1 pseudogene is annotated in these 264 nt (G+C 38.3%); it reads left to right on the top strand.

What is annotated here, in order from left to right:
- Positions 1-264: pseudogene (locus ACRHNM_RS17025) on the top strand (ABC transporter permease); the annotation flags it as partial.

Below are 264 nucleotides of genomic sequence, written 5' to 3'. Positions count from 1 at the left end.
AAAACCACGATCTACGATACTAATGCGTCGGACGAATCTCGGGTGCCTATTTCTATAAATCAGGAATTTTATCCAAAGTTTAATGCTGTTGAAGGGATAACACATATACAAGGTGTTGCTACAAAATTTGCGGTTATAAGAACCGAAACTGATTTTGAAGGTGTTGTTGTAAAAGGAGTAGGGTCGGATTACAAATGGGACTACTTTAAAGAGTTTTTGGTAGAAGGTAGAGTGCCAGATTTTTCAGGAAGACGCAACGAAGAA

The organism is Psychroserpens mesophilus (assembly GCF_050617655.1).
GTDB classification, from domain to species: domain Bacteria; phylum Bacteroidota; class Bacteroidia; order Flavobacteriales; family Flavobacteriaceae; genus Psychroserpens; species Psychroserpens mesophilus_A.
The sequence above is the reverse complement of the archived record's forward strand: the minus strand, read 5'-3'. Positions and strand labels throughout refer to the sequence as shown.